The sequence below is a fragment of the Rhizobium sp. WSM4643 genome (assembly GCF_025152745.1).
In the GTDB taxonomy this organism is placed as follows: Bacteria; Pseudomonadota; Alphaproteobacteria; order Rhizobiales; family Rhizobiaceae; genus Rhizobium; species Rhizobium leguminosarum_I.
The window spans coordinates 164,249-188,291 of the sequence record NZ_CP104041.1 but is presented as its reverse complement, the minus strand read 5'-3'; the positions used below and the strand labels follow the sequence as shown (position 1 = coordinate 188,291).

Sequence of the window (24,043 nt, the reverse complement as noted above, 5' to 3'; positions counted from 1 at the left end):
TTCGGCTGCGCCCGGGCATTTTTTTTGGAGACCGGACCTACCGCCCGACCGTCCAGTCCTCGACACGCAGACCATCGACGCGGCGGAATTCCCCGACATTGTTGGTGGCGAGAACCAGATCCCGGGTCCTGGCCTGAGCGGCGATCAGAACATCAAAGGGACCGATCGTCGTTCCCTTTGCCGCCAATGCGGCACGGATCTCCCCAGCGGCCAACGCATCCTCATGCTCGAAACCGACAACTGAGAAATCCGCCACGAACAGGCGCAGGGTTTCGAGATTGTAGGAAATTTTTGCGCTTTTATAGGCGCCATAATAGAGTTCGTGCATCACCACGGTCGACAGCCCAATCGATCCCTCGTCGCTGTCGATCACGCTCTTCAGCAGTGTTTCGGATTTCCTGCCGATCAGGGCGATCACCGCATTGGTGTCGATAAGATGCGTGATCACTTGAACAGGTCCTGAAGACCCGGTCTCTCCTGCTCCCTTGGCTGCTCTCGCCCTTCCGCCATGAAATCGTCGCTGAGGCCGCGCTCCAAGGCGCCATGCAACGATGCCCACCGCATGCCGCGATCGGCCAGCCTCAAAACGTTGTCGCGGCCTGCTCATGTTCGTTAGGCCAGCAGCACTTTGCCGCCCGTCCGGAACGGAACGGCGGATCCCAGTGCTTCACTGACCTTTTCCAGAGGAAACACCTCCCGCACCTCGGTGGCGATGACCTTCGAGGCGATCTGCGCGGCGAGCTCGGAATAGGCCCGCTGGACGTCGCTCATCGCTTCGGAATGAACCCATTCCCGGAGGTGACAATAGGAAAAGGCAATATCGGGATGTGACATCCAGAAAGAAGCCGGTATGCCCTGCCCCGAAAGCAGACCGTAATGCACGAAGTGTCCGCCGGGTTTAAGCGCATCCGCGAGGATTGAGGCGTGCGCGCCTCCGACGCAATCAAGCACCGCGTCGAGCCCATGCCGGCCGGCGAGCCCGGCGACCAGATCGCTTTCGCTTTCCTCCCTGTCGACGATGACAGCCTCGACCCGGCCGCGCAGGCGCTCAAGCGATCCTTCGTTGCGGATGATGGCGATCGGCTCCACGCCCGCGCTATTGGCGAGACCGATCAATATCGCTCCGATCGAAGAGGCGGCGGCATTGATGGCGATGCGCATTCCCGGCCTCAGCCCGATCTTGGCATGCAGCATCAACCAGGCCGTCATCGGATTGACGTAACTCGTCGCAGCCTCGAAATCGGTGAGCTCGTCTGGAACACGCAGGCACCAGCCTGGATCAGTGTCCTTAAATTGCTGCCCAGCCCCGGCGCTGCGCACGGGCAGCACGCGTGTTCCGAGGGGAAGCCCATGAACCTCCTCGCCGCACTGTTCGACCACGCCGAAAGCTTCGAAGCCGGGAATGAAGGGCAATGTCGTGCGTCCGCTATAGGCTCCCGATATGGTGATGATATCGGACGGATTGATCGCCCGCGCCAGCAGGCGCACCCTCACCTGGTCGCGCCGCAGCGGCGGCAGCGCCGCCTCCTCGAGTTCGACAACATCCTGAGCCCGGCCGAATTTGCGCACGACTGCCTGATATTGCATTGCATCCCCCACACACTGCGATTAGATCACTCCGTCGAATTGGTGATCGAATGAGCGTTGACGACAGGCCTTTAGCATTGTTCCGGGTCTCGATGCGAGACATCGACATCTATGGTCACGTCCACAATTCCCGTTATCTCGATTATTGCGAGGATGCGGTCGTCGAATTCCTGCGGCAAGGGCAAATTCTCAGCCATTTCCGTCACACCTCCTCCGGCGTTGCCTATCACGTGAAGAAGGCGGAGATCATCTTTCACAGCCCGATCGACCTCGATGATGTCGTCGAGGCAAAGGTGGACGTAGAAAAAATCGGGCGCACGAGCCTGTCCTTTGCCATAGGACTCTTTCGCCAGCGCGATGGCGCCCATTGCGCATCGGCACATTTCGTCTGGGTCTGCGTCGGCCTCTCCGACAGCCGCCCGACGCCGATCCCCGAAGCGACCAGAGCGGCTCTGTCTCCCGGCTGATTGCCGATCATTCAAACCAGCGGGTGTCCATGCCGATCCATGCGCAGCTTCTTCGACATGCAAGGGAGACACCGGACAAACCGGCGCTGGTGATCGACGGGCACTCGCTCAGCTACAGCGAGCTCTATTTGCGCGCCAAGGCAATCTATCGGTTTCTCCAAGATCTCCCGCGCTCGAACCGCCGCATGCTCCATCTGCCCGGTGTGGAGAAGCTTGCCGCTCTCAGCCTTGGCAATCACATCGGCTTTGCCCAGTATTTTGCGGCGGCCACCGCGTTGCCGAATGCCTGTGCGGTCATCGACCCGATGATGCCGGTGGAAAGGATCGAACGCATCATCGAGCGCCTGGCGCCTGACGTTCTGATCGTCGACGACAATGCTGGGCCGAGCGCCGAAATTGCCCGAAGACTCGGCATTCCCGTTGTCGCTGCCGGAGCGGAGGCCTTCGACCTTGCGTCGACGGAAGGTAAAGCCGAGTTGCCGGTCGATGCCGACAAGACCTTTCTGATCGGCTTCACGTCAGGGACCACCGCCGAGCCGAAGGCCTATTATCGCTCGCGCGAACAGTGGCGCCGGAGCCTCGATCGGGGACGCGGCGTTTTCGAACTCGAAGACGCGCCGTCGACAATGTGCCCGGGAGCCCTCGCGCATGGCCTGGCGCTTTATGCACTGGTCGAAGCTCTTGATGCCGGGGCAACCTTCCATTCAGTCCGGAAATGGGACCCCCTCGCGGTCGCAAGCACGCTCTCCTCCTGGCACATCGAGCGGCTGGTCGCCGTGCCGACACATATAGCCGGCATTGCAAGGGCGTGGGCAGGCGAACCCGCTCTGACGTCCTTGCGCGACGTTCTGACCGCCGGCGCAAAGCTTGACAGGAACGGGCTCGAATCCATGCGTCGCCTGTTTCCGAAGGCCCGTATCCGGGAATATTACGGCGCATCCGAGCTCGGTTTCATGACCGTCTCGACCCTTGTCGGCGGCGAGATCGATTTTCCGATCGAGCGGGTGGGGCAAGCCTATCCCGGCGTCAAAATTTCCATTCGTGACCCCGATGAAAACGACGTCGGGACCGATGTGGCCGGAACCATATTCGTCGACAGCGACCTGATCGCGGATGGATATCTTTGGGGCGACGACGGTCAGGCGTTCCGGGTCACGGAAGCGGGAGCGACGGTCGGAGATCTCGGCGAACTTGATGCCAATGGCATACTGCGGGTGATCGGCAGGGCGGGCGGCATGATGATATCAGGCGGCAACAACGTTTATCCCGCCGAAGTCGAGAGCGCGCTCAAAGCCTGCCCCGGCGTAGAAGATGCCGTTGTCTTCGGGCTGCCGGACGCCTATTTCGGTCAACGGATCGTCGCTGTCGTCTCGGGAGAGATGACGGACCCGAAAATCCTGGCCGATCATTGCGCGCGGATGCTCGCCAGGTACAAGATCCCCAAGCGATTTTACCATATAAGGTCCTGGCCGATGACAAGCAGCGGCAAGATCTCGAGGGGACAAGTGGAGCGGGCCGTGGTTTCGGGAGGCGATTTTGTCGTACGCCTATCAGCCTGACGGGGATTGGCAGCCGTTCGTGGTTGCCGCCTATCGGTCGCCGATCGGCCGGGCGTTCGGATCGCTGTCGACCGTCGCAGCAGAAGACCTGCTCGCGCCGATCATCCGCCGGATCGTGTCCGAAACGGGAGTTGCACCCAACACCATAGACGACGTTTTGGTGGGCAATGCGGCGGGCGGCGGCGGAAACATCGCGCGGCTGGCAGCGCTCACCGCAGGTCTGCCCATGACGGTTCCGGGAGTGACCATCGATCGGCAATGCGGCTCGGGCCTGGAAGCGATCATCATGGCAGCCCGACTGATCCAGGCGAAAGCCGGCGCATGTTTTCTCGCCGGCGGCGTCGAGAGTGTCAGCACCGCGCCATGGCGCGTCGAAAGACCAAAGCCGAATGGGGCGCTGCCCCGCTTTTACGGGCGCGCCCGGTTTTCGCCTGACGCGATCGGTGACCCGGAAATGGGAATTGCCGCCGAAAACGTCGCCAGGCAGTTCGGCATATCGCGCCAGAGACAGGATGAATTCGCCTTTCGCAGCCACCGGCTCGCCGTAACGGCGGCCGAGGCGGGCATCTTTCGCCCCGAGATCGTCGACATTTCCGCCAGCCACGGTTTGATCGAACGGGACGAGTGCCCACGTGCGGCTACATCCCTCCAGGCGCTCGCACACCTCCGGCCGGTCTTCCTGGCCGATGGTTCGGTAACAGCCGGCAATGCCTGCCCGCTGAACGACGGCGCCTGCCTGGTGCTCATTATGAGCCGCGGCATGGCGAGAAGCATGGGCATCGAAAAGGGCCTTGCCTTCATCGACAGCGCCGCTGCCGGCGTTGACCCCAACCTGCTCGGCATCGGCCCGGTCGCCTCGACCAGGAAGCTGCTGCAGCGTCAGCCCGGGCTCTCGCTCTCCGCCATCGATGCCATCGAATTCAACGAGGCCTTCGCGGCCCAGGTTCTGGCATCGCTGGATCAGCTCGATATTCCTGCCGACACGATCAACAGGAACGGCGGAGCCATTGCCTTGGGCCATCCGTTCGGGGCCTCCGGCGCAATCCTCGTTACCCGCCTGTACAGCCAGCTGATCCGCAACACCGGGGATGGCTGGGCGCCCGGTGCGACTGCCCTGGCGATGATCGGCATCGGCGGAGGCATCGGGCTGACAGCCATGTTCGAGGCTACCCAGCTTTCCTGATCCGCCGAAGGCGCAGACCGTCAGGCGGCGGCGCGCTTGTGATCGGCTGGATGCTGTAGCCGAAAGCCAATCGCCAGCCTGTTCCAGGCGTTGATCATCGCGATGCCGATCGAAAGCGCCACCAACTCGTCATCCGAGAAGTTGGCGTGCGCTTCTTCATAGACATCATCCGGCGCATGGCCTTTCGCAATCTCAGTGAGAGCCTCGGCCCAGGCGAGTGCGGCCCGCTCCCGGGCGGTGAAGAGCTGCGACTCCCGCCACGCGTTCAGAAGCAGCAGCCGGTCATCCGTTTCGCCGAGCTTCAGTGCGTCCTGGCGGTGCATGTGCAGGCAATGCGCACATCCATTCATCTGGGAAACGCGGACTTTGACGAGTTCGAGCAACTTCGGATCGAAGCTTTTGGCAATCCAGCCTTCAACGGCCACGAGGCCGTCGATGCCGCTGTTCTTATGGGCCATGAAGTTCAGACGCTTGATCATTCTTATCTCCATCGTGAGAGGATTGATGACGCAAGCCTCGGCTTGCAGGCCAGTGAATACGCCTTGCCTTCCGGGGCGGCCATCTGCCCCGACGGTACATCTGGCCAATACCTGTCGATGTGATGTTCCGCCAATTCGGCCGACTGCCTCGACCGCAGAGCCAGCTGGCCTACGACGTTCGCATAGGCTGACAGCGACCGAGGAAGAATAGTTTGGGGCAACGATCCGGCGCATCCTCCTGCCCATCGGTTTACATCGGTCGCACCGGCGACGGTCCCGATGAAGTCGCTTGGCTCTCCAGGAGGCGGGGGCATGCCGAGCAGTTGCCTCCTCGCTTTCAAGTCAACAAAGGCAAGTCAACAGAGGAAACACCTCGTAAAGGACAAAGGAGACTACCCGTGAAAATCGTCGTTATCGGTGGCACTGGCCTCATCGGCTCAAAGACCGTGGAAAGATTGCGCAAAAAGGGGCACGAGGTATTGGCGGCTTCGCCGAACTCGGGTGTGGACACGATCACTGGCAAGGGCGTGGCGGATGCGCTCGCCGGGGCGCAGGTGGTCCTCGATCTCGCGAACTCGCCCTCGTTCGAGGACAAGGCCGTTCTGGAATTCTTCCAGACGTCGGGCCGCAATCTGCTCAAGGCGGGGGCTGCCGCCGGCGTCAAGCATCACATCGCGCTGTCGATCGTCGGCATGGAGCGGCTGCAGGGCAGCGGCTACATGCGCGCCAAGATGGCCCAGGAGGAACTGATCAAGAGCTCCGGGATACCCTATACCATCGTGCACTCCACCCAGTTCCATGAATTCATGGCTGGCATCGCCCAGTCGGGTACCGTTGGCCAGACCGTACATCTGTCGCCGGCCTATGTGCAGCCGATCGCCTCGGACGACGTCGCCGACGTCATGGCCGAGGTGGCGCTCGGCACGCCTGTGAACGGCACGATCGAGATCGGCGGGCCGGAGAAAGTCCGCCTCACCGAAATCGTGACGCGTCTCTTCAAGGCGACGAACGATCCGCGGCAGGTGATGGCGGATCCGCACGCCCGCTACTTCGGCGTGGAGCTCGAGGATAATTCGCTCGTGACCGGCGCTAAGGCGCGGCTCGGCAAGATCCGCTTCGACGATTGGCTGAGCCGGCAGCCGCCTCAGCAAAAGAGCGCCTGATATCGGGCGCCCGACCCATTCCCATCAACGCAGGAGACCAGACATGCTCAGAAAAATGATCTCGGCGGCGGCGCTCGCCATTGTCCTTGCCGCCGGCACTCAGGCTCACGCCGCAGGCGGCGACGCGAAGGTAAGCGTCGTTTTCGACCAGAAGCTTCCGAATGTTCCCGGCAAGAGCATGCGGGGGGTGCTCGTCGAATACGCGCCGGGCGGTTCCTCGCCCGGCCATACGCACCCGGCTTCGGCCTTCATCTATGCCACCGTTCTCGAAGGTGCGATCACCAGCAAGGTGAATGACGGGCCAGAGAAGGTTTACAAGGCCGGCGAAAGCTTTCCCGAATTTCCCGGCGATCATCACAGCGTCAGCAAAAACGCCAGCAAGACAAAGCCGGCGCGCCTTCTTGCGGTCTTCGTACTGAATACTGACGAGACGGAACTGACGACCGACGACAAATGAGGTCATGAACGCACCGATGCCCGGGTCGCCGGGCATCGATATCAATGACAGCGCTGCGATCGGCGTCAGGCCGCCTGCAGCGCCAGCTCCAGGTCGGCGATCAGATCGTCCGGATGCTCGATGCCGATCGAAAGACGGATCGTCGATTCCAGAACGCCGATGCGCTGGCGGACGTCGGCGGGCACGCCGGAATGCGTCATGGTGGCCGGATGGCTCGCAAGCGATTCCGTGCCGCCGAGACTGACCGCGAGCTTGAAGATCTGCAGCGCGTTCAGGAATTTGAACGAGGCTGGCTGACCACCGCGGATGTCGAAAGAGAAGGTCGAACCGGCGCCGGTGCATTGAGCGATGAAGGTCCGCCCGGCCGGCGATTCCGGATCGTGGTAGGACAGGTAGTGAACCTTCTCGACCTTCGGGTGATCACGCAGAAAATCTGCGACGGCCCGCGCGTTGCTGTTTGCCCGTTCCATGCGCAGCTGCAGCGTTTCCAGCGAACGGCCGAGCATCCAGCAGGAATGCGGATCAAGCTGGGTGCCGATCGCGCCGCGCAGGGCCTTGATCTGCTTGATGACCGCCTTGCGACCAAGGACGGCGCCGGCGATCAGGTCGGAATGACCGCCGACATATTTCGTCAGCGAATAGAGCGATATATCGGCGCCGTGCTCGATCGGCCGCTGGAAGACCGGTCCGAGTAGGGTATTGTCGCAGACGATGATCGGCATATGGCCCTGTCTTGCACCGATCATGTCGGCCACGCGCCGGATCATCGCGACATCGACCAAACTGTTGGTCGGATTGGCAGGCGTCTCGATCAGGATGACGGAGACGCGGCCCTTGGCCATCGCCTCTTCTGCCGCCTTTTGCACCGATCCTTCGCTGACGCCGTCGGCAAACCCGACCGCGGCGGCGCCGAGGTTCAGGAAGGTCTTCGCCAGCAAAGTTTCCGTTCCCCCGTAGAGCGGCTGAGAATGCAGGATCGCATCGCCGGGCCGGACGAAGGCGAGCAGAGTGGTGGTGATCGCCGCCATGCCGGATGAAAACAGCACGCCGCTTTCCGTCCGCTCGTAGACGGCGAGCCTGTCTTCGACGATCTCGCTGTTTGGATGGTTGAAGCGCGAATAGACGAGGCCGGCCCCCTTCCCCTCGGGAGGCTCGCGACGGCCCGACACATAATCGAAGAAATCGCGGCCATCCTCGGCCGTCTTGAACACGAAGGTGGAGGTGAGGAACACCGGCGGCTTGACCGCTCCTTCCGAGAGTTCCGGATCGTAGCCATAATTCAGCATCTGTGTTTCGGGATGCAGGGCATGATTGCCGATATGGGTTTTGGAAGGATGCGGGGCGGTCATCATCATCTCCTGTGTCGGACTGGCGAAATGTCAGAATACATCAAAACTGTAGGAGAGGAGCAATCTTCGCGGTCAGTTCCTGGTCTCGCCCAAAGTGTCCGCGACATAGGCGCCTCGCGCTCCCATTGGCAGCGGTGTCCCCGTCGTCGTGTCCCTGGCGGTCTGATGTTCGAGTTCGCCGTTCAGCTCTGCCCCAATGATGAGAATGACAACGGACAACCAAATCCACATGAGGAAGCCGATCAGCGCTCCAAGGGTGCCGTATGTCGCGTTGTAATTGGCGAAATGATTCAGATAGAAGGAAAAGCCGAGCGACATGAGGGCCCAGCCAACAGTAGTCAAAGCCGCGCCCCACGTCATCCACCGGGCTTTTGCAGGCTCCCGGCTTGGGCCAAAGCGGTAGACCAGTGTGACGGCCACCGCAACCACGAGCAGGAGCAGCGGCCACCTAAGAAGAAGAGCCAGGTGCTCCTTGAATTGATCGAGCCAAAGATAGGAGAGCACGACTGGCATTACGCCAACGAGGGCCACCATGACGACCGCAAAAGCCATTGAACATAGGGTGAAGCAGAGACCCGTCAGATTCAGTCGCACGAGGCTTCGTTTCTCCTTTTCCTCATAGGCCACGTTCATGGCGTCGAATATCGCCAGCGTTCCATTATGCGTGCTCCATAGCGCGATCGCGAGGCCTACGAAAAAGGCGATTCCGAGTGTGCTGTCGCGCCGTTCGACGAGCGCCTTGATCTGATCTGCAAGAAGGTCGAACGCGCCAGGTGGCATGAGGACGGCCAGTTCGCGAAGGTGTTCTGATATGGTAGCGGGATCGGCAACCAGCCCGTAAAGAGAGACCAGGGCCGCGAGGGCAGGAAATATCGCCAGCAAGAGATAGAAGGTCACGCCTGCCGCGATGAGAGTGACCCTGTCATCTAGAATTTCATGGAAAACGCGCCAGAATACGTCGCGAAGGCCGCTGAAAGGGATAGCCTCGGGCGTCCTGGCGCTGCGGCCATGATCGTCAACTGCGTGGCCAGGTTCCGCAGACGGGGCGGCCGACCTGCGCTCGATTGCCTGCATGTAGACAAGTGCGCCGACCGCCGCGGCCATCATTGCAGCCGCGGTAGAGAACCTCTTACGTTGAAGCACATCAGGCATATGGATGGTCTCCGATCTAGTGCGGAGATAACGCGGCGTGCCGCTAAAGGATGCAAGCCATTACTTGGCTGCGGGCACTTGATGCGGGACTGAGATCGTCCGTTTGACGAATCGTGTGAGGATCGAACCGATTAAGCCGCGTCGCCACCGCGCTCAGTATCTCCTAAAGCAAGGCCAATGGAGTAGTTTCAGAAATCATAATCCATTGATATTACTGCAAATTGCTCGCTGTGCGGAAGCAAGCGCGGGCGTTAGTTCCCTTACTCCATGGTGGTGCTTTGGTGCCGCTACAGGCAGATCGGTGCGCAGCCAAAATAGGAAGCGGCGCTTGGATCGGAATCCCTTGCTTTCACCCGATCCGCGCGCCGGCGTCCGGCATCTGCAGCAATGGCCTCTGTCTCGGTGCCTATAAGAATAACGCCGTTGACACCGACGTGCAATAGCCGCTTACGGCTCTGGCTGCGAGCCGATTGTTTCCCTCCGTGTGTCCCCTGGCAAGCGTCGGCGACACCGGGAGAATGCCCGCCTGAAGACGCGATCGCGATGGCCTCGGTGATTGCTCGATAGTGTCTCGGCGGTACGAGCTGAAATCGATCAAGTGGCCGCGCGTGGGCTGAGCCGAGCGCGAGGTGGCGGAGGTGCGGTGCACGCCGCTTCGGCCGCAGGCTAGTAGCGTGGCGCTACTTTGCGGCACCCGCCCCTCTCGACCTGCGCTGAAGGTGCTGCTCCCCCCGGCGTACCGTTTATAGGTGCAGGAACATCTTCCGGCATGTCGGTCGGGGATGAACGCAGCTCTTCTACAGTGGCTGGCAGCGGGGCTGCACGCTATCAGTAGCTGTATCGGAGACGGGCGCCGCGCATCGAGCATGATGGGACGGTCTGGGCTCTGAGGTCGGCTATCTCAGGACAAGGTGGACCCATGACTGCCGTCCCCACATATGCTCGGCTCACTGTCGCAGGCATGTCGACGATAGTCGCCGCTGCGGCAGTGCGCTCACGGACGTGGTCTACGTCAGCGACTGCCTGTTGCAATGGGCTGATGCGCCCGACGGGCTCGGCCGTGAGCTCCCGATCTTGCGGAACGAAAGGATGCCCTCCCCTACCGCTCGGCCATACGATGAAACGGATGACAGCGAGGCGGTCGGACTGCTGGCCGACTACTGAGGAGCCGACGCCGTGACCAAGGCAGAACGTTGGCTGATCACGCCGTTGTCCGCGGACAACCGCATGTTCCGCAAGATCGTTTGCTCCTGAAGCGGGTTCCGCAGCAACTGGTTTGCAAGGATATTGCGGCGGGATCAACAGCTCTGCCTGACGTCGTGCAAAAAGCCGGTTCATAAGCCTCAAAGGCGTCACATGTGCGGCTTCAAGATCTCTGTCCGCAATGCCGAGGCATGCACCATGTTTGGCGACGAGAAGAGCGCCGTCCAATCGACAAATCGCGGCACTGTGCGCGCTGCGGCTTCATTCATCGAATGGCAAAGGTTGTGGGCCGCCGCAGCGCCATCATCCTTGCGGCTCTTGCGTCGCATGGGGCAGCAATCGAGACTCCCATCGTTTGACAAAGGCAGGCTGGCTAACGGCAACGCGGCGTTTGGGCAGAGCGGGTGCCCCAACTGAGCTAATCGGGAAGAAGGCGGCGAGCCAGTCCTTCGAGGCCCCACCGGCCGCCCCAGTTGGGTAGAGAGGGCGGCACGCAACGGCAGCGAACCGATCAGTCTGTTGGTTCAGGGGGGGGTCGATCAATTGGTCCGGTTCAAGCTATGTCGACTGGCCGTCTTGCTCAGACTGCAGGCCGAAGGTTGATGGATGATGGAGTGGACGGCTGAGCGCCGGCCGCAGCATTCGCAAATGTGGCTGGATAGTGGGTGTTGTCGCCGTCGTTTGTAATCGGCGCGCGATCTGTCAGGTTGGCGATCGCCTTCTTCGATGCCTCGATCAATTCGGCCGTCAATCGGGTGGAAATGAGTGAAGCCAGAACATCTATTGGGCGAAGGATGGGGCACTGTGCGACCAAGACGGATCGCCGTCGATCATTGAGATGATCTCCTCGCGTCATGCTGTTGGCACAGCCGCGGTGCGATCCTGGTGCGCTCATCAAGCGCCAGGACGTCGGAGAGAATCCCTCCGCCAAGATCCCCGCTCGGCAAGTTGTCCGCGGACAACCCGCGCCCGGGCCGATAGCGTGCCAGAGAAGGCTGCATTTGCCTTGAGGCTCGTCTGCGATATCAGTGCGGCCGCTAGGCTTGAATTTGCCGCATTGCGGCACTACCTCGTGACCGACCGAAGCGCTAAACCCCTCCGAGCCGCTTCGGCCCGACGGACAGCACTCCTCCTCCCAGGCTGTCGGTCACTATCGAAGCCCGGCGCATTCTCCCGCGCCGGGCTTTTGCCGCCTCCGCGACCCACCGTCCTCGCCGGTCAGCGAGCGTCTCCTTGTCCTCCATTCTTGTCGCTCCGGTCCCCGAACCGGTTTCGGCGGCGATTTGGAACGCCGAGCGGCGGCGATCAATTGCGTGCGTCGGCAATCTGTGTCGCTGCTGCCGTGCTGCAGCCAGCAGAGGAGCCGTGATCGTCCGGGGTGGGGCACGCCGCCGACACGCCGCCGATCGAGGGCCGTCGCCTACTGGCCTTCATCGCCAGTCTGAGTGCCGTCCTCCCAGAGGGGCGTCGAGAGCCGTAGTGGGATCGCGCCGGTAAGTTCGGACCGGCCAGAGGTCGCCAGACGGCGCGGACTGTCCGGCTCCTGCTGCTCACAGATTTCGATAAGCGCGACGGGTCGCCGGCTGGGAGCCTGCAATGAGCTTTGAGATAGCTGCATCCGAGGTCGGCACCCAGGGGCGTGTTCTCGCCCTCGCCTTGCTCCGGATGTTTGAGCGTGGCGACGCCATCGTCGGTCGGAAGGCGAGCTAGCGGTCGAAAGGAGGATGGTGTCGAGGACGTCAAGCTCTTCGGTGCCGCGGCGCGCTATATTGCTCGGCTGAGGTGAGGCGGCCGACTTTCGCGAAGTCGGCGCGGATATTTTAGGCGCCATCATAGCAAAGCGCCCATTGGTCGCCGATATGCCATCAGCGTCCGATCCGCGGCTCCGTCTTCCAGAGCAGCTCTTTGACGAACTCGATGCCGCCGCGGCTGAAGGCGGCGGTGAGCGCCTCGATCTCGTTATCTTCGATTGTTAATCCACCATTGGCGCAGACGAAATAAGCTGTGCCGATCCAGCGTGCTGCAAATCCACCCTCGCCGCGCTCAATACGAAGTGCAGCACCATGGGGTAGGTGACGGCCGCCTTTCGGCGGAGTGGCAGCACGAGACGCCCTCCAGGCCGAAGCCTTTCGATCCAGAGTTCCGCGGGCCGCGCGACGGTGAAATTCACATCGATCGCATTCATCTCTTCCAGCGGCCATTGGCTGCCGTCGGCGTTAATGACGCTGACATTGGCCCGATCGGCAAGCGCTGTTTGAGCGTGGGCAGCGAGATTGGGATCCATCTCGACGACATAGACATGACCGGAAGCGGGACAAGCTCCGAAAGAATAGCGCTGTAACAGCCGGTGCCGGCACCGATATGGGCGATGCGATCGCCGACTTCTATGTCCAGCTCTGCCAGAGTCGGGCGTGCAGTGAGAGGCTGCCATTGTTGACACCCTTGTCGGGCTTCCTGATAGGTCAGAAACAAGTCGGAGGAGGGGAGGGGCGATATCCATGGCCTAGAGCGGTTCATGTTTTGACTGAAGCGTATCCTGCATTGCGGAAGTAGTTTTCGCATTCGTCTGGTTTGATGGTTTCGACGAGGTGCCCGAGATGGCGCCATGTATCCTCGCTGGTTCGCTTTTGAGCTTCGCGCATCCAATGCTTGATTTTGGCGAATGTCTGTTCGATCGGATTGAGGTCGGGCGAGTATTTCGGCAGGAACCACAGCCTTGCCCCGACCGCCTTGATGGCATCCCGGATTGCTTTGGATTTGTGAGAACCGAGATTGTCGGCGATGACAATGTCGCCGGATTTGAGGGTCGGAATCAGTTGCTGGCTCACATAGGCGCGGAAGCACTCGCCGTTGATCGGGCCGTCGAAGACGCAGGGCGCGGTTAGCCGATCGCAGCGGAGCGCGCCGAGGAAGGTCAGCGTTCGCCAGCGGCCATGCGGGGCAAAGCCGTGCAGCCTTTTGCCCTTTGGCCCCCAGCCCCGCAACGGCGTCATGTTGGTTCTGATCCAAGTTTCGTCGATAAAGACCAAACGACTCGGGTCGAAACGGCTTTGCCAGGCTTTCCAGCGCCTGCGGTGCCGGGCATATCGGCACGGCCTTGCTCAAGGGCGAATAGTGTTTTTTTAAAGCTGAAGCCTTCGCGACGCATGAACTGCCAGATGGCGTTGTGGGAGACTGTCACGCCGTGCGCCGCCAGTTCGTCCTTCAGACGATGCAGGGTCAGATGCGAGGTCTTCTCAATCCGCTCGATGATGAAGGCACGATGCGGCTCCAGCACCCGCCGGCGATGGCCGCCCATCTTCCCAGGCATAACGCTGCCCGTCGTTCGATAACGCTGCGACCACTTCACCACAGAGGAAACAGCTATATCGAACCGATCCGCCACCACCCGGCAGCTCTGACCGGCCGCAACTGCAGCGACAACTCTTTCACGAAGATCATTGGAATATGGTCGTGTCATGGATACTGGCCTCCTTTCCAGTACCCATCAGGAATCACATATTTGCTGATTCGAGAATCTAGCGATTCCGAGACGCGATGAACCGCTCTAGGTCGCAATCTGCCATGGCGGCGCACCGAGGAATTTTTCGCGCGGGACGGTGGCGAAGGCAGCTTCGATCCGCGGGCTCGTGGTTACGGCGGTTGCCACCATCTGATGGGCGTAAGCGCGGCGGACCACTGCGTTCGTCGGCTGTGAACAACGCAGTCGGCACAGCCAAATCTCCGGGCTCGGCTATGATCAATCCCTTTTTTACGTCCCGGCGGCTTCCAAATCGCTCTCCCATCTCGAACGCCTGATTCAGCGGAATGGAACGTGTGACGGAAGTTAAATGTCATATCTCTTCCATTACGGAAAACTACGTTGCTGCATCATAAGGTTAGGGTCCCAAGGCCGGCGCGGTCTGGTCTTCGGATAGCAGGCACTCCCACAAACACGTGTAGGTGCCCGGCATCGTGTGGTGCCCACCGCCCACTGTGAAACGCTTCTTGATCCTGTCGACGGGCGTCCCGTCCTGAAGCGGAACCTGGATTAGCCGATCATAGGTCTCGAAGCCCATCTTTGTGTAATAGCCAAGGCCACTGACATTGTCGGCGCGAATGGTGGCATTGATGAATTCGAGCCCGAATTCTTCCGCTGCCGCTCGGGTTGCGGGGAAGAGAGCGCTGCCGACGCCTGCGGTCCTTGGGTGCATACGGGCAAAAGTCGCGATGTCGGCGAAGCCTTTCGGCGGATCGCCGTATAAGCTCAGGGACTGAAAACCGACGAGCGACTGATCGTGCTCTGCAACATGGCAGGTCAGAGGAAACTCTCCATCGATGAACCAGTCCGCAAACTCGGCAGCCGAAAGCGGCGTCTCGAGTGCGGTTGTTCCGCCGGCAAGGATGATCTCGTTTAAAAGACTGCTCAGTTCCTCCGCGTCAGCAGAGACGGCCCTTCGAATATGCATGTCTTGACATCCTTGTTTCGGCTCGAGAGGCCCTGCTTCACTATCGTTTAGACGTGCCCTTCTATTAATCGACGGAACGAGTAAATTTTGTCATTGCCGCGATGATGATAGCGGCAGACGCAGCCCCTGGATCGATGTGTCCGATCACGCGGTCCCCCAATCGCGAAGCCCGTCCCTTGGCCGCCATCATGTTGCTGGTCGCGTCACAGCCTGACCGCGCCGCGCTCTCCGCTGCCTCCAAGCATTGGGCGAGGGGCTTTCCCGACTGCCACGCTTCGAGTGCCGCGTCGGCAGCGGGCCTCCACGCGTCGACCATCGTCTTTTCACCGGGTTCGGCCTTTCCGCGTTCCTGGATTCCCTTTGCCATTGCCGCAAAGACGCGCAGGAAGTCATCATCGCTCAATGTCTGCTTGTCTTTGGCGGCGGCTCCGGCGCGCATGAAGGCCGTGGCATATAGCGGGCCTGACGAAGCGCCGACTGCATTCAGGAAAGCCTTTGCCGCGGCGTTGAACGCGGCTGTCGGGGCGATCCTGGCGTCAAGCTCGCCGACCGCTTTCGCCGCTGCCCGGCAGCCCGCATCCATGGCAAGGCCGTGATCCCCATCGCCAATGGCACCGTCCAATTCGCAAAGATGATCTCGTTCCGCCGCGATATCCTCGGCAATCCCGGCAAACAAACGCTGCAGATCTTCGGTCGTAAACATCATCGATCACCTCGCAAACATCGCGCAATCGCAGGGGTGGTCGATCAATCGCTGAAGCTCGTCGTCGAGGTGCATGATCGTGATCGACGCGCCGGCCATTTCGAGCGAGGTGCAGTAATTCCCAACGAGCGACGTATGGAGGATAAGGCCCGCGTCGTCCAGCCGGGACTTCACGCGCCGCATCATGATGTACAGTTCCATCATCGGGGTCGAGCCCAGCGAATTGACGAGTACCGCGACACGATCACCGCGGTCTGCCTTCATCTCCCGAAGAATACCGTCCATGAGTCCGTCGGTCACCGCGTCGGCCGATTTCAGCGGCTCACGCGCCACGCCGGGCTCGCCATGAATGCCCATGCCGATCTCCATCTCGTCGTCGCCGATCAGGAAGTTCGGTTTCAAAGTCTGAGGCAGCGAACAGGGCGAGAGCGCCACACCCATCGTATAGGTCCGCGCGTTGGCATGGCGGGCAGCGCGCTCGACTTCATCGAAAGAGTAGAGAAGATCGCATGCCGCGCCGGCAGCCTTGAAGATGAAGACGTTTCCCGCCACGCCGCGTCGCTTGTCCCGCTGATCGGCAGGGGCGGACGCTACATCATCCGTGGTGAGGACGGTGCGCACTTCGATCTCGTCAAGCGCAAGCATCTCGGCAGCCATGTCGAAGTTCATCACGTCGCCGGCATAATTGCCATACATGAAGAGGACACCGGCGCCGCCGTCGACCGCCATGGCGCAGGCGACGATCGGATCGGGCGGCGGCGAGGCGAAGACGTTGCCGATTGCGGCCGCGTCCGCCAGCCCCTTGCCGACAAACCCCAGAAACGTCGGTTCGTGCCCCGATCCGCCGCCGATGACCAAGCCGACCTTGCCCCTGCGGGGCCCGTTTCTGGCAATGATCGCGCGGGGCATGTTCTCCACGGCGTAAAGGTGGCGCGGATGCGCCGCCAGAACGCCTTGCAGCATCTCATCGACGGCATCTGCGCCGGCATTGATAAGCTTCTTCGTCTTCATGCCGATCCTCCAAGTGCGAGCTCCGCCTGCATAAATGCGGTTGCAGCGCCGAAGGTCAATCCGCCAGCGGGAGGGCTGCGGTCGCAAACGGCGCGAGCAGCAACGCTTTGCCCGAATCCGCCGGCCGGCACGCGCCGCAATCGACCTTTCGTTCTTCGCCCGTCAGATTGACGACGTGAAGCCTGGCGCCCGCGGCATCCCGTGCAACGAAAGACAGGACCTCGGAGGGCGAGGAAGAGACGCATGCCTGCCAGGATGCGCCAGCCAATCGGGATAATCTGTGCACGGCGTTGAATAGCGGCCGCCGACCGCCTTGCTCCACCGGTTCATCAGGACCGGCGATCAAACCGAACGGGCCTGACACGGCCGAGAGCGTCAGGCATTCCAGATCGGCATCGAGCACCCGTATCGCGTAACCGAACGCGAAGGCCTCCGCGAAACGCCCATTGTGGCGTGGGTCGCGATTGGCCATAGGGATACGCGCGCCCGCCGAATTGTCCATCGTGCGGCTGCCATAGGGGTTCTGCCGCATCGGGATCGTCGATGGACCAATCCGGTAGGGCTTGTCGCCATAGATCGCTCGCACCGACCGCGTGATGAAGGGCAGCGCTTCCAATGTCTGCATGATGCTGAGGTCGTCGGCCGCGTGCACGATCGGATTGGTACAGTGGCTGACGAAGTCGAGCTGTCCGTCGGGTACGCGCTTCCGGTTGAGTTCAGTGAAATAGCTCAGCATGCCGCCGCCGATGCGAATGCCGGGAAAGGCGGCGCGGGCAGCTGTATAGACCTCATCCAGGGGCGGGCAATCCGGCCATTTGCTGCCGGGCGGCGTCGACTGCCGGTCGACGGAAGGCGAGACCATGATCGCATCCGGCCGGAATTTCGCCAGCTGCATCTGGCGGGCAATCTCAGCCGCCTCGCTTGAGGGGGACGACCTGCAGGGAAGGGCGATCTCCAGCGTCGAGCGGCCGCGATGGGCCGCGGCGAGTACGGCGAACTGCGCGAGCGCGTCGACGCCGTGCCCGGCACTGGGGTCGAAATGGAAGAGGAGTTCCTGGGGAGCGATCTCCGACAGCAAGGACTTTGCCGAGAGAGTTGCATCTGCCTCTTCGGGTGTGATGATCACTCCGATATCAGGCATGGTGCCGGTGCGGGCCCCGAGCTCGAGTTTTATGGCGCCGCCTGACGCCGCAGTTGGAGGATGCCGCGTGGCATCGCCCGCATCTTTGATGATCAGCGACGTCTTTTGCCGAACGGGTTGATTAGCGGCAATTCGGTAGGGCCAAGGGAGGGCGAGCGGCCTGACATATGTCTTGTAGGATGCGTCCGACCAGTTCCGTTGATCCTCCATCTCAAAGGTGTCGCCCTCCATCCGACATTCCGCCTGAACATCAGGCATAACCTCGTGGGTGATGGCCCGCATGTCCTTGAACGGCTGCCAGGGCTCGATGAGATCGGGAAATCGTGTTGCCACGGTCCGTCCGTCGACATGCTCGACCGTCGCCGGTGAACCCGCCAAGCCGACGATCGGATGCAGGATGCAGAAACCGCAGCGGTTGGTCACGAAGCCGGTTGGGGCGACGGCTTCGGCCTCGAAGTCAAGCCGATCCGGACTTCCGACGATGCGAACATCGATGATGAGCTTTGTATCATCCGGTCCCTCGCAGCGGGCGAGATAGGCGACCTCGAAACGATCGTCACGTTGCTCGATCCTGAAATCGGCGATCTCGGGACTGTAGGTCCCCCAGTCCCGGTCGCGAACGAGATAGGAAATCGCCCGCAGCACCTCGGTTCCATCGTAGCGGATGGTGCGGAGGTTACCGTTGGCGAGATCGGCTTCCAATTTTCCGGCTCTCAGGCGAACCGGCGACGGATCGACGAGATGGGTGCCGTAGAGCTGGAACGCATCGATCGTCATCGCAGCATCGCTCCGACATCGATCGTCTGTCCCCTGGCCGCACTGTCATAGGCGGCCTCGACGAGCGCAAAAGTTTTCAGATTGTCGGCCCCCGACGTCGAGTGTTCCGCGCCGCGCTCCAGCTGATCGACCCAATGCTGCTGGATCGCGTAGACGCTCTCCTGGATGTTGTGCCAGGGGCGCGAGGCCCATGACAGCAGCTTCGGCGATACGTCCGTGGTGGTGGTGCCCTTGGCGTTGGTGATTGCGAGGCCGTAACCCTGGGTCAGGCGGATCGTGCCCTCAGAGCCGTCGAGCTCGATCAAGGTCTCGGGAAACGGCTCTCTGGAAAGCCTGGTGGCGTAGCTGACGTCGACCACCGACGTGGCGCCGTTTTCATGATCGAGCAGAATGGTCGCGACATCCTCGCCCTTGATCGTGGGATTGACCCGTTTGGTGCGGGCCGTGAGCCCTCGAACGTCGCCAAGGATATAGCGGGCGATATCGAGCGTATGGATGCCGAGGTCTTCGATGATGAACCGTTCGCCTTCGGCGAGATAGGGCTGGCCGGAAAAGACGTCGTAGGCAGAACGGAAGGAGAAGCGGCCCCAGAAGGGCTTGCCGATGACATCGGTCGCCAGCGCCTTGCGCACCGCCTGGATCGGCGTCTGCCAGCGAAAGTTCTCGTGCACCATCAGCGGTATGCCGGCATTGCGACACGCCTCGACCATCGCCTTCGCGTCCGACAAGGTCTTGGCGAATGGCTTCTGGCAGATGGCCGGCACCTTGTTCCGAGCCGCCATTTCGACGAGAAAGCGATGGCTTTGGACTGTTGTGGCAATGTCGACGAAATCAAACTCGCCATCGGCAAACATAGCCTCGGCATCGCCGTAGCGGCGATTAATGCCGAACTGATCGCCGACGATTTTCAGCCGCTCGGGATCGCGATCGCAAATCGCGACGATGCCGGCGCCCCGAACGTCGTTCCAGGCATGCATCTGGTTGATCGCAAAGAAACCGCAACCGATCAAAGCCCCTTTCAATTCCGTCATATCAACCTGCCTTTGCCATCTGCATCAGGGTGACGCGCTGCTGCAGGCGGCGCTGCGCCTGGTCGACGACGACAGCAATGATGATGACGAGGCCCTTGATGACCATCTGCCAGAAGGAGGAGACGCCCATCATCACCAATCCGTCGGAGAGGATGCCGATGACGAAGGCGCCGATGATCGTGCCGCCGATTGTGCCGCGGCCGCCCGACATCGAGGTGCCGCCGAGCACGGCTGCGGCAATTGCATTGAGTTCGAAGCTTTCGCCGGTCGCCGGATGGGCTGCCATCAGTTCGGAGGAGATGACGACGCCGACGATGGCCGCGCAAAGCCCGGAAAACATGTAGACGAAGATCTTAACGACATCGACCCGGATACCGGACATGCGCGCGGCTCGCTCATTGCCGCCGACGGCGAAGATATGACGGCCGATCGGTGTCGAACGGGCGACATAAGCGGCCAGCAGCGCAAGCACGATCAGAATCCAGATCGACACCGGCAGGCCGAGAATGCGTCCCGCGCCGAAGAAATCGAAGCCGGTCGTGGCATATTCCGGCCGGCCGACAAGGTTCGGAAAGGTCTGCCCGTCCGACGACAGCAAAGCGAGACCGCGGGCGATGTAGAGTGTGCCGAGCGTGGCGATGAAGGGCGCGACGTTGAGCTTGGTGATCAAGAGACCGTTGATCAACCCGATCAGCAGGCCGATCGACAAGGTGATCAGCACGATCTCGAAGAGGTTGAAAAAGATCGTGTAACCGATCGGCAGTTCGATGCCGTAAAGGATCAGACCGCCGGCGACCATGCCGCAAAGCCCGACGATCGATCCGACCGAGAGATCGATCCCGCCTGTAATGATGACGAAGGTCATGCCCATCGCCAGGAAGGCGTTTAGCGCCACATGCTTCGACATCAGGATCATGTTCGCCGTCGAGGTGAAGTTCGGGGCGAAGATCGCAAAAAAGATGATCACGGCAAATAACGCGATGAACGTCCTCAGCTTCATCAGTGTCAGAAGCGCCGAGCCGTTGGCGCCCTTCGGCGCAAGAGTGGTTGATGTAGCCGCCATCATGACGCGATTTTCCCTTGATGTCCGTGTCCCTTGGCCGAAGCCGCGATGATGGCTTCTTCCGTCGCCTCGTTGCGGTCGAAGACGGCCACCAGCTGGCCGTTGCTCAAGACCGCGATGCGATCGGAAAGCGCCATGACCTCTTCGAGGTCGGAAGTCGAAAATAGAATGGCGAGCCCGTTTGCCGCCAGCCGCCGCATGGTTCGGAACACATCGGCCTTGGCGCCGACATCGATGCCGCGGCTCGGCTCGTCCATCAGCAGCACCTTTGGATTGGTCATCAACGCCTTACCGATGACGACCTTCTGCTGATTGCCGCCGGACATTGAGGTCACCTCGAAATCCGGGTTCGGCGCCTTGATCGAAAGATCGCGGATTGCATCGCGAATGGCACTCTTCTCCGCACCCCTGTCGATATGAAAGAGCCGGGTGAAGCGGCCAAGGCTCGCCAGCGTCAGGTTGGAGGCGATCGAGAGCACCTGGACCAGACCTTCGCGTTGCCGGTCTTCCGGAATGAGCGCAAGGCCGCGGCGGATGCGCCGCGTGGTGTCGCGGGCACGAACCTGCTTGCCGTCGATGAAGATCTTGCCGGTCGAGTGTGTGTGGCGACCGATCACGCATTCGAAGAATTCGCTGCGGCCTGCACCCATCAGACCGTAGATGCCGAGGATTTCGCCTGCCTTGACGGACAGCGAGACATCGTTGACCGAAAGACCGCCTGTCGGCCGCGGCAGGCTGATATTTTCGGCGCGAAACATCTCGGCTCCGACGACGTGGTCCACGGATTTTGCAAAATCCTTGGCATCCGAGCCGATCATCGAGCGCACGATCCAGCGCGTGTCGATGTCGCGGACCATTGCTTCACCGGTGACCTGACCGTCACGCAGCACGGTGATGTAGTCGCCGATGCGCATCAGCTCTTCGAGCCGGTGGGAGATATAGACGATTGCGACACCCTGTGCCTTCAGTTCGGCGATCACCTTGAACAGGATCTCGACTTCGGCTGCCGAAAGCGCCGACGTCGGCTCGTCCATGATCAGGATCCGGGCATTCAATGACATCGCCTTGGCGATCTCGACGAGTTGCTGCTGGCCGATTGGCAGGTCCTCGACCATCGTATCCGCCTCGATCCCGGCATCCAGACGGTTCAAGAACGCATTGGCCTTTTGAACCTGTGCCTTGTGATCGATCCCGAGGATGCCGCGGGTGATCTCACGCCTGGCGAAAATGTTCTCGGCGACCGACATGTTGGCGAACAGATTGAGCTCCTGGAAGATCATTCCGATGCCGTGCGCCTGCGCATCGGCCGGGCTGTCGAAGGAGACAGGCTTGCCATCCAGAATGATGCGGCCGAGCGTCGGACGCTCGACACCGGCGATGATCTTCATCAGCGTCGACTTGCCGGCGCCGTTTTCGCCGACGAGGACGTTCACCGCGCCACGCCGCAGTTCGAGATTGGCGCGCTTGACGGCGACGATACCCGAATAGACCTTCGACACCTCGTCGAGGCGCAGGATGATGTCGTCTTTTTGTGCTTCTCCTGTGGTCATGAGCCGACCTTCAGTTCCGAAGGCGTTATGAGCGGAAGCTCGCCGCTTTTCGGCAGCGGAAAGGCGCCGACTGCGGTCACCGTCTTGCCGACCAGACCTTCGCGCGGGACGGCAGAGAGAAAAGCCGTATTGGCCTTCTCGTTGAAGGCTTTGCCGAACTGCGCCCACTCGATCTGGTTCTTGAATTCGTTGAAATTGACGAACTCCAGCGTGTCGCGCAGCGCCGTGCCGCGCAGCGCCGGCCCGATCTGGACCTTGGCGTCGGCCTTGCCGTCGCTATCGGCGTCGACATCGAGTGTTGCTGCGCGCGAGGCCGTATCAGCTGCGACAACCTTGCCGGTGATCTTCACCGCATAGGTCCATGGCGAGCTGCTCTGCTTGCGGGGATTGCCGTATTTCTCGCCGGCGGCGTCGGGACTGGAAGCGGAAAGCTGCATGACGTCTTTCAGGTCGCCGGCACGCTTCTCGAAATAGGGCACTGCCTCGGACTGCCAGATCGCCTCGACCTTTGCATTCGGATCGAAGGCGGTCTTGGCCGCTGCTGCCGCCTTTTCCTCAGCCGTCGGCGTCTTGATGATCTTGCAACCGGGCAAGGCCGCCGCCACGATGGCAGCAAGCAGGGCGCCCTTCACTTTCAACATGCTTAAACCTCGACGTCTTGCAAAATGCATTGCGGAGGGCGCAGAGCTGCGCCCTCCGCAATTCGCGGCTGATCAGTTCGTCAGGGCGAAGGTTTCGAGCTTGCCGGCATTGTCGGCGTTGATGAGAACGCAATCCATCAGCTGCTTCTCTTCCTTTGGCGTCGTCTTGTTCTTGATGTAGGCATCGGCCTGTTCCACTGCCAACTGAGCCTGCGCATAGGCGGGTTGCAGGACTGTTGCCTTGATGCCGCCCGACTTGATGGAGTCGCGCACGTCGTTGGAACCGTCGAAGCCGACGACGATCACGTCCTTGCGGCCGGCCGCCTGCAGCGCTGCGATCGCGCCCATGGCCATCGTGTCATTCCCTGAAATGACGCCCTTGATGTCGGGATTTGCCTGGAGGATGGTTTCCATCTTCGAATAGGCTTCCGTCTGGCTCCAGTTGGCCGACTGCTTGGCGACGGACTTCAGGTCCGGATAGTCGTCGATGACGTCGTGATAGCCTTGCGAGCGGATGCCGGCATTGGTGTCGGACTCCTTACCGACCAGCTCGACGTAATTGCCCTTCTCGCCCATCAGCTTGACGAATTCCTGCGCTCCGAGCTGGGCGCCCTGATAGTTGTTCGAGACGATCTGGGCGACGGCAACGCCCGTCGCGTTAATTTCGCGGTCGATCAGGAAGGAGGGGATGCCTGCATCCTTTGCCTTTTTGACGGCCGCGACGGAGGCGTCGGCTCCGGCATTGTCGAGAATGATCGCCTTGGCGCCGCGCCCGATCGCCGTATCGATCATTTCGGACTGCTTGTTGGCGTCGTCGTCATGCGTCATGAGCAGCGTCTCGTAGCCGAGCTCCTTAGCCTTGGCTTCGGCGCCGACGGCTTCGGCCTTGAAGAAAGGATTGTCGTGCGCCGGCGTAATGATGGCGATGAGATCGGCCGAAAAGGCCGGAAGAGCCGTCCCAAGCGCCAGGGCGCCGGCAAAAGCTGCAAGTGTCAGTCTGCGCGTCAGTTTCATTATTTCCTCCCTGTTGTGAATGAAGCCCCTTCTCCCTGGGGCGGTTGAGGGGAGGGCTTGCCTCC

General features: G+C 61.2%; 20 protein-coding genes and 2 pseudogenes. 5 read left to right on the top strand and 17 right to left on the bottom strand.

Annotated features, from left to right (window positions below; genetic code table 11):
• Positions 1-37 precede the first annotated feature (37 nt).
• Together N1937_RS24795 and N1937_RS24790 are read right to left on the bottom strand one after the other, a co-directional pair.
• A complete protein-coding gene (locus N1937_RS24795; RefSeq protein WP_222296283.1) occupies positions 38-448 on the bottom strand; it encodes a type II toxin-antitoxin system VapC family toxin in 411 nt (136 codons plus the stop codon).
• A 164-nt stretch (positions 449-612) separates the two neighbouring features.
• Positions 613-1,587: a zinc-dependent alcohol dehydrogenase family protein gene (locus N1937_RS24790; RefSeq protein ID WP_260059623.1), complete on the bottom strand. Its 975-nt coding sequence runs from the start codon at positions 1,585-1,587 to the stop codon at positions 613-615.
• Between the two features lie 50 nt (positions 1,588-1,637).
• Here N1937_RS24790 and N1937_RS24785 point away from each other — a divergent pair, with 50 nt between their 5' ends.
• The 3 genes from N1937_RS24785 to N1937_RS24775 are packed head-to-tail and all read left to right on the top strand — an operon-like array spanning position 1,638 to position 4,796.
• Positions 1,638-2,054, top strand: coding sequence for an acyl-CoA thioesterase (locus tag N1937_RS24785; protein WP_017967760.1), 417 nt, complete (start codon positions 1,638-1,640; stop codon positions 2,052-2,054).
• Between the two features lie 29 nt (positions 2,055-2,083).
• Entirely contained in the window at positions 2,084-3,613 is a 1,530-nt protein-coding gene (locus N1937_RS24780) for a class I adenylate-forming enzyme family protein (RefSeq protein WP_260059621.1), read from the top strand.
• A complete protein-coding gene (locus N1937_RS24775) occupies positions 3,591-4,796 on the top strand; it encodes a thiolase family protein (protein WP_260059620.1) in 1,206 nt (401 codons plus the stop codon). The genes N1937_RS24780 and N1937_RS24775 overlap by 23 nt, the downstream gene beginning before the upstream one ends.
• A 20-nt stretch (positions 4,797-4,816) precedes the next feature.
• Here N1937_RS24775 and N1937_RS24770 read toward each other — a convergent pair whose 3' ends face one another.
• A complete protein-coding gene (locus N1937_RS24770; protein ID WP_170281015.1) occupies positions 4,817-5,275 on the bottom strand; it encodes a carboxymuconolactone decarboxylase family protein in 459 nt (152 codons plus the stop codon).
• A 398-nt stretch (positions 5,276-5,673) separates the two neighbouring features.
• On the opposite strand from N1937_RS24770, the gene N1937_RS24765 reads away from it, so the two are divergent.
• Both N1937_RS24765 and N1937_RS24760 read left to right on the top strand, forming a co-directional pair.
• Positions 5,674-6,438: an SDR family oxidoreductase gene (locus N1937_RS24765; RefSeq protein WP_222296275.1), complete on the top strand. Its 765-nt coding sequence runs from the start codon at positions 5,674-5,676 to the stop codon at positions 6,436-6,438.
• 43 nt (positions 6,439-6,481) lie between these two features.
• Positions 6,482-6,895, top strand: a complete 414-nt coding sequence (locus N1937_RS24760; RefSeq protein WP_017967765.1) for a cupin domain-containing protein — start codon at positions 6,482-6,484, stop codon at positions 6,893-6,895.
• 65 nt (positions 6,896-6,960) lie between these two features.
• Here N1937_RS24760 and N1937_RS24755 read toward each other — a convergent pair whose 3' ends face one another.
• From N1937_RS24755 to N1937_RS24685, 14 genes and pseudogenes are all read right to left on the bottom strand, one after another.
• Positions 6,961-8,244: a cystathionine gamma-synthase family protein gene (locus N1937_RS24755; protein ID WP_260059619.1), complete on the bottom strand. Its 1,284-nt coding sequence runs from the start codon at positions 8,242-8,244 to the stop codon at positions 6,961-6,963.
• 72 nt (positions 8,245-8,316) lie between these two features.
• Positions 8,317-9,396, bottom strand: coding sequence for a YihY/virulence factor BrkB family protein (locus N1937_RS24750; protein WP_222296269.1), 1,080 nt, complete (start codon positions 9,394-9,396; stop codon positions 8,317-8,319).
• Positions 9,397-12,464: 3,068 nt separating this feature from the next.
• Positions 12,465-13,089, bottom strand: a pseudogene (locus tag N1937_RS24740) (protein-L-isoaspartate O-methyltransferase family protein); the annotation flags it as partial.
• A gap of 23 nt (positions 13,090-13,112) precedes the next feature.
• Positions 13,113-14,059, bottom strand: a protein-coding gene (locus N1937_RS24735; RefSeq protein ID WP_260059618.1) for an IS630 family transposase whose coding sequence is annotated in 2 segments (ribosomal slippage) — positions 13,113-13,684 and positions 13,684-14,059 — 948 coding nt in all. Because the reading frame shifts where the segments join, the coding sequence is not laid out codon by codon here.
• A 93-nt stretch (positions 14,060-14,152) separates the two neighbouring features.
• A pseudogene (locus tag N1937_RS24730) lies at positions 14,153-14,312 on the bottom strand (protein-L-isoaspartate O-methyltransferase); the annotation flags it as partial.
• Between the two features lie 165 nt (positions 14,313-14,477).
• Complete coding sequence (locus N1937_RS24725) at positions 14,478-15,047, bottom strand: GNAT family N-acetyltransferase (protein ID WP_017967770.1); 570 nt, start codon at positions 15,045-15,047, stop codon at positions 14,478-14,480.
• Positions 15,048-15,111: 64 nt separating this feature from the next.
• Complete coding sequence (gene dhaL, locus N1937_RS24720) at positions 15,112-15,753, bottom strand: dihydroxyacetone kinase subunit DhaL (protein WP_260059617.1); 642 nt, start codon at positions 15,751-15,753, stop codon at positions 15,112-15,114.
• A gap of 3 nt (positions 15,754-15,756) precedes the next feature.
• Positions 15,757-16,761: a dihydroxyacetone kinase subunit DhaK gene (locus N1937_RS24715; protein ID WP_260059616.1), complete on the bottom strand. Its 1,005-nt coding sequence runs from the start codon at positions 16,759-16,761 to the stop codon at positions 15,757-15,759.
• Between the two features lie 55 nt (positions 16,762-16,816).
• Complete coding sequence (gene apnL, locus N1937_RS24710) at positions 16,817-18,679, bottom strand: D-apionate lactonase (RefSeq protein WP_260059615.1); 1,863 nt, start codon at positions 18,677-18,679, stop codon at positions 16,817-16,819.
• Positions 18,676-19,710: a Gfo/Idh/MocA family protein gene (locus tag N1937_RS24705; RefSeq protein ID WP_260059614.1), complete on the bottom strand. Its 1,035-nt coding sequence runs from the start codon at positions 19,708-19,710 to the stop codon at positions 18,676-18,678. The genes apnL and N1937_RS24705 overlap by 4 nt, the downstream gene beginning before the upstream one ends.
• A gap of 1 nt (position 19,711) precedes the next feature.
• Positions 19,712-20,776 carry an ABC transporter permease gene (locus tag N1937_RS24700; protein WP_017957302.1) on the bottom strand — a complete coding sequence of 355 codons (1,065 nt, stop codon included), beginning with the start codon at positions 20,774-20,776 and terminating at the stop codon, positions 19,712-19,714.
• Positions 20,773-22,323 (bottom strand): sugar ABC transporter ATP-binding protein, encoded by a 1,551-nt coding sequence (locus tag N1937_RS24695; RefSeq protein WP_260059607.1) that lies wholly within the window; start codon positions 22,321-22,323, stop codon positions 20,773-20,775. Before N1937_RS24695 ends, N1937_RS24700 begins: the two co-directional genes overlap by 4 nt.
• The gene (locus N1937_RS24690) at positions 22,320-22,964 is read right to left on the bottom strand and encodes a DUF2291 family protein (RefSeq protein ID WP_260059606.1); all 645 of its coding nucleotides are present in this window, start codon (positions 22,962-22,964) and stop codon (positions 22,320-22,322) included. Before N1937_RS24690 ends, N1937_RS24695 begins: the two co-directional genes overlap by 4 nt.
• 72 nt (positions 22,965-23,036) lie before the next feature.
• Entirely contained in the window at positions 23,037-23,978 is a 942-nt protein-coding gene (locus N1937_RS24685) for a D-ribose ABC transporter substrate-binding protein (RefSeq protein ID WP_003550404.1), read from the bottom strand.
• Between the last annotated feature and the right edge of the window lie 65 nt (positions 23,979-24,043).

What these genes read in the sequence shown, in the direction of transcription:
- N1937_RS24790 (WP_260059623.1), bottom strand. Translation starts at nt 1,587, where the DNA reads ATGCAATATCAGGCAGTCGTGCGCAAATTCGGCCGGGCTCAGGATGTT.
- N1937_RS24785 (WP_017967760.1), top strand. Translation starts at nt 1,638, where the DNA reads ATGAGCGTTGACGACAGGCCTTTAGCATTGTTCCGGGTCTCGATGCGA.
- N1937_RS24780 (WP_260059621.1), top strand. Translation starts at nt 2,084, where the DNA reads ATGCCGATCCATGCGCAGCTTCTTCGACATGCAAGGGAGACACCGGAC.
- N1937_RS24770 (WP_170281015.1), bottom strand. Translation starts at nt 5,275, where the DNA reads ATGATCAAGCGTCTGAACTTCATGGCCCATAAGAACAGCGGCATCGAC.
- N1937_RS24760 (WP_017967765.1), top strand. Translation starts at nt 6,482, where the DNA reads ATGCTCAGAAAAATGATCTCGGCGGCGGCGCTCGCCATTGTCCTTGCC.
- N1937_RS24755 (WP_260059619.1), bottom strand. Translation starts at nt 8,244, where the DNA reads ATGACCGCCCCGCATCCTTCCAAAACCCATATCGGCAATCATGCCCTG.
- N1937_RS24750 (WP_222296269.1), bottom strand. Translation starts at nt 9,396, where the DNA reads ATGCCTGATGTGCTTCAACGTAAGAGGTTCTCTACCGCGGCTGCAATG.
- N1937_RS24725 (WP_017967770.1), bottom strand. Translation starts at nt 15,047, where the DNA reads ATGCATATTCGAAGGGCCGTCTCTGCTGACGCGGAGGAACTGAGCAGT.
- dhaL (WP_260059617.1), bottom strand. Translation starts at nt 15,753, where the DNA reads ATGATGTTTACGACCGAAGATCTGCAGCGTTTGTTTGCCGGGATTGCC.
- N1937_RS24715 (WP_260059616.1), bottom strand. Translation starts at nt 16,761, where the DNA reads ATGAAGACGAAGAAGCTTATCAATGCCGGCGCAGATGCCGTCGATGAG.
- apnL (WP_260059615.1), bottom strand. Translation starts at nt 18,679, where the DNA reads ATGACGATCGATGCGTTCCAGCTCTACGGCACCCATCTCGTCGATCCG.
- N1937_RS24705 (WP_260059614.1), bottom strand. Translation starts at nt 19,710, where the DNA reads ATGACGGAATTGAAAGGGGCTTTGATCGGTTGCGGTTTCTTTGCGATC.
- N1937_RS24700 (WP_017957302.1), bottom strand. Translation starts at nt 20,776, where the DNA reads ATGATGGCGGCTACATCAACCACTCTTGCGCCGAAGGGCGCCAACGGC.
- N1937_RS24695 (WP_260059607.1), bottom strand. Translation starts at nt 22,323, where the DNA reads ATGACCACAGGAGAAGCACAAAAAGACGACATCATCCTGCGCCTCGAC.
- N1937_RS24690 (WP_260059606.1), bottom strand. Translation starts at nt 22,964, where the DNA reads ATGTTGAAAGTGAAGGGCGCCCTGCTTGCTGCCATCGTGGCGGCGGCC.
- N1937_RS24685 (WP_003550404.1), bottom strand. Translation starts at nt 23,978, where the DNA reads ATGAAACTGACGCGCAGACTGACACTTGCAGCTTTTGCCGGCGCCCTG.